The organism is Slackia sp. (genome assembly GCF_977041755.1).
In genome coordinates, this window is record NZ_CDRRGL010000154.1 from 1 (window position 1) to 4123 (window position 4123).

General features: G+C 58.5%; 4 protein-coding genes. 2 read left to right on the forward strand and 2 right to left on the reverse strand.

Features of this window, described 5'->3' with window-relative positions:
• On the reverse strand, positions 1-1052 hold a 1052-nt coding region (locus ACWI8T_RS08705; protein WP_449138663.1), incomplete at its 3' end, for an iron-containing alcohol dehydrogenase.
• A gap of 99 nt (positions 1053-1151) precedes the next feature.
• Between ACWI8T_RS08705 and ACWI8T_RS08710 the strand changes: the two genes are divergently transcribed.
• Both ACWI8T_RS08710 and ACWI8T_RS08715 read left to right on the forward strand, forming a co-directional pair.
• Complete coding sequence (locus ACWI8T_RS08710) at positions 1152-1256, forward strand: MerR family DNA-binding transcriptional regulator (protein WP_449138664.1); 105 nt, start codon at positions 1152-1154, stop codon at positions 1254-1256.
• A gap of 28 nt (positions 1257-1284) precedes the next feature.
• A complete protein-coding gene (locus ACWI8T_RS08715) occupies positions 1285-1587 on the forward strand; it encodes a hypothetical protein (RefSeq protein WP_418862893.1) in 303 nt (100 codons plus the stop codon).
• A 385-nt stretch (positions 1588-1972) separates the two neighbouring features.
• Here ACWI8T_RS08715 and ACWI8T_RS08720 read toward each other — a convergent pair whose 3' ends face one another.
• The gene (locus tag ACWI8T_RS08720; protein ID WP_449138665.1) at positions 1973-3955 is read right to left on the reverse strand and encodes an FAD-dependent oxidoreductase; all 1983 of its coding nucleotides are present in this window, start codon (positions 3953-3955) and stop codon (positions 1973-1975) included.
• Positions 3956-4123 lie beyond the last annotated feature (168 nt).

A 4123-nucleotide genomic window follows, 5' to 3' on the forward strand; every position in this document is an offset into this window, starting at 1 on the left:
TCCGCGAGATTCATCGCAACACCCAGTTCACGCATCCACGCTTCCATTGCCGAAAGGCCCGCTTCGGCGAGCTCGCGTTCGCTTTTACCCACAGGGTTGATTCCCCACACGTGCGTCGCGAAACGTGCGAATTTCGGCAACCCGGCATCCATGATGAAGCGATAGTACGGAAGGCTCACGGCGGAAAGCGTCATGCCGTGGGTCGCGTCGGTCACGGCCCCCACGCCCTGTCCGAGCATGTGAACCATCCAATCGGTGGGTTTTCCTTTGGCAATGAGCGTGTTTAGCGCCCAGGTCGCCGCCCACATGATGTTGCTGCGCGCTTCGTAATTCTGGTCGTCGTTTGCGGCGATGCGGCCGTTCTCGACTATGCTGCGCATAAGGCTCTCGGCGATGCTGTCGCTCACGTTGTCGTCGCTGCCGCTGAAATACTGCTCGCAAATATGATTGAACGCGTCGTAGATACCGGCCACGACCTGCCTATGCGGCAGGCTCAAAGTGAATTCGGGGTTGAGGATTGAAAACTTAGGCATCACGTCGCTGTTCGCGAAAACGTGGCCCACCTTAAGCTTGGCGGCATGGTCGGTGATTACGGCGCCCGCGTTCATTTCCGAACCCGTGCCAGCCATGGTGAGCACGCATCCCACGGGAACAACGGGGCAGCTCGGCTCCTCGAAGCGAACGAAGTATTTCTCCCAGGGGTCCTCGTCGCAGTTCGCTGAAACCGACACCGCTTTGGAATAGTCGCACACCGAGCCGCCGCCTACTGCCAAAATCAGATCGGCGCTGGCCGCCTTCGCCACGGCAACGCCCTCGCGAAGCTTTTCGACGGTAGGGTTCGGCATGACGCCGGCAATCTCAGTCACGTTTTTACCAGTGGCGTTCAAAACGGCGGCTACCTGGTCATATACGCCGTTTTTCTTGATGGAGCCGCCGCCGTAGACAAGTACGACGTTTGGGCCGTATTTCGTGAGCTCGTCCGCGAGCCCCTCAAGCGCATTGGGGCCGAAGTAAATCTTGGTTGGATTGTGGTACGTGAAGGTTCCGAGCATATGGTTTTCCCTCTCATCCTATGGGCTTGCTTGATAGAGTGAATCAACCGTAGAACCTAAACCTGGCTTTAGGTCAAGGACTTTTTGAAGGGAATCGACATGTTTACAATCGGACAAGTGTCTGAAATGTTCGCTATTCCGGTTTCCACGCTTCGTTACTACGACAAAGAAGGGCTCTTCTCCAATCTGATGCGCGCGAGGTAAACGGCAATTCGACGAGGATGAGCTTGAATTGCTGCGCATCATCGATTGCTTGAAGAAAACGGGCCTCGAAATTAAAGACATCAAGAAGTTTGTCGCGATGGCGCAAGAAGGCCCCTCGTCCTACGCTGCCCGCAAGGAGCTGTTCGAGGTGCGACGCACGCAGGCCGAAGGAGAAATCGCACGGCTGCAGAAAGCGCTTGCGATGGTGAAGTTCAAGTGCTGGTACTACGAAACTGCGCTTCACGACGGAGGCGAAGATCGTCTCAAGACAATGCTGCGCGACGGCTTGCCGGAAGGCATCCAAGAGCTCTACGACGAGGCGCATTCTTAAAGTCATTCAGGGTGGCGTATCGAATTTACACATCCTGAGCAGGCGTTTCCTTTGAAGTGCAAGATTATTCGTGTCGTATTCTCATACATGTGGCGCCTGGGGTGCTCGTGAAAGTCTTGGGCAGCATAAGGCTAACTCTGCAAGCGAGTTCAGGCCATAGAGTGCGCATTGTTTGAGCGCGAAGCCCCCCTTTTTCCGCCCTATTCCCAACGAGCTACGTCTTTTTCGGACGAAAAACGAAAAACCGACCCCGGAAGGTTCCAGAGTCGGCTTTTCGTTTGCCTAAGATTCGCCGGACCGCGCTCCAGCAAGCGAGGCGCGGTCCGAATCGTTCGGCCTTAAAGAGAGGTTTTGGGAGGGGTTGGAGGGTTAGCTTGGCAGGCGACTACTTGTCGGCTTTCCAGGTCATGCTATCACCGACGGTGGGCTTGCCCTGGGCGTATTCGTGGCAGTTGTCGCATGCGTTGGGAATGCCGCCGAGCTGCTCGGGGGTGTAGTCGAGGCTCGAGCCGTGAATCGGGTTGTACGGATCCCAAACGCCCATGCTCTCGAACGACTTGCGCTGGTCGTCGGTTACGGGGTCGCCTTCGCCATACACGGCCAGCTCAGGAATGTTGCCGTCGATTTTGGCGCCCTTGCCCAGCGTGCCATTCACGGCGCTTTCAGCAGCCACGTAGCCGAAAGTGACGGCGCGGCCGATTGAAGTGCCAGGAATGTGGCGCGGGTAGTTGCCGCTGAAGAAGCTGCCGGAAGCGTTTCCGCATGCGAACAGGCCTTTGATGGGATTGTCTTTCACGTCGAGAACACTGCAGTTCTCGTCGATGCACAGGCCGCCCACGGTGGCGAGGACGTTCGAATTCGTGGTGAAAGCGAACAGACGGCCGCCGGTGAACGGCGCGGTCATCTTCACGTCGCGGCCGAAGTCTTCATCTTTGCCGGCCGTGCAGAACGCCATGTAGCGATCGAGCTCGGCCTTTAAGCCTTCCGCGTCGATGCCGGCGGCGTTGGCAAGCTCTTCCACGGAAGCACCCTCGAACAGCCAGCCCTTCTGCTTGAACTCGTCGATGGCATCTTCCATGCCCGTAATCATGCCCTCATCGAAGATGTACCAGCAGTTCTTGCCGTAGCCAGGCTGGGCGTTCTGGGCGTTCGAGACAGCCTGGAATGGGGCGTCTTCGCGAACGAAGCGCTTGCCGCGGCCATTGACGAGAATGCCCAGGGAGATTGCGGCCCACGTGCGGAAATCGGCGAACGAGTCGGGGGTGCCCCAACGGAAGTTCATGACAGGGTGCGTAATGGGGTCCATCTGGGCGCCAATCGCCAAGCCCATCATATGGCCATCGCCCGTGGTGCCCCATGCGGGGTTCCACCAGCTGGAATATGCGTAATCTTCGACGCGCGTCCAAGCCTGCATCATCTCGGGGTTAGCGTCGTAGCCGCCCGTGGCGAGAATGACGCCCTTGCTCGCGTTGGCCTGGAAGTAGCCGTCTGCGTCGCGGGCGATAACGCCGGTCACGCTGCCGTCGGACCCAGTTGTAAGCTGCACTGCGGGCGTAGAGAAGCGCAGGTCAACGGTATCGTAAGCGGTTTTAGCGACATCCTGCATTTCGAGGCAGACGTACACGCCGGAAAGGCCCGGACGAACGCTGACATCGGGCGGCAGGGCCGGCGAATCGTAGAAGCCGAGCTCGGTGTCGATGAGGGGCGTGGTCGCCGGGAAGCCCGAAGTGGACGGCTGCTGCTCGACTTTGGTGATTACGAAACCGTTGGCGCCCTTGTCGAGCATTTCCTGCCAGAAATCGGTCGCCTCACCCGAACGGTCGACGTAGACGCGTGCAGGCTCGGGGCGGGTGCGGTAGTACGCGGAGCGGTAGATTTCATCGAGCAGCGCAGTCTTGTCGATTTCGGTGCCTTCCTGGCACTTCGCGTTCACGGCGCCGAAGGCCTCGAAGCAAGCGCGGCCGCGGGTCATCTTTTCAAGAATCAGCACGTTCGCGCCCATGTCGGCCGCTTTCAGGCCGGCGATAAGGCCGCCAACGCCAGCGCCAACGACGACGACGTCGAAGTCTTCGGTGCGCTTGATTTCGCTCGCGGCGATTTCGCGCGACTCAAAGGCCACCGGGCCACGGGGGCCGGGGCACGGGGCCTTGCGCGAAGGCATAAGGCTCACGCCATCTTTGTAGATGTTCTGGTAGTCGGCGGTTGCGGTGTTTTCGGCCGTTGCTGCCACGTCTTTCTTGTCGCTTCCGCCTGTCGATCCACAGCCGGAAGCGACGGCGCCAACGCCCATGGCGGCTGCTGCGGCCAGTGCGCCCTTCATGAAGTTACGGCGCGTGAAAGCGCCCTTGACCTCACTGTTTTCGTTCATCTGAATTCCTCCTTATAGAATCCCCTTCATTGTCTACAGCGTAGACCAATGGGACAAAGTATACGACGTAGACATGATGGGGACAAGAGGGTTTTTGGTTTAGTTTTTTCGTTGAGGCCGTATCGATGCTAGTATCACTGACGTACGATTTCCGACATAAGGCGTTGA

Bases quoted from the DNA above. Each gene is read 5' to 3' on its own strand.
- ACWI8T_RS08710 (WP_449138664.1), top strand. From the start codon at position 1,152: ATGTTTACAATCGGACAAGTGTCTGAAATGTTCGCTATTCCGGTTTCC.
- ACWI8T_RS08720 (WP_449138665.1), bottom strand. From the start codon at position 3,955: ATGAACGAAAACAGTGAGGTCAAGGGCGCTTTCACGCGCCGTAACTTC.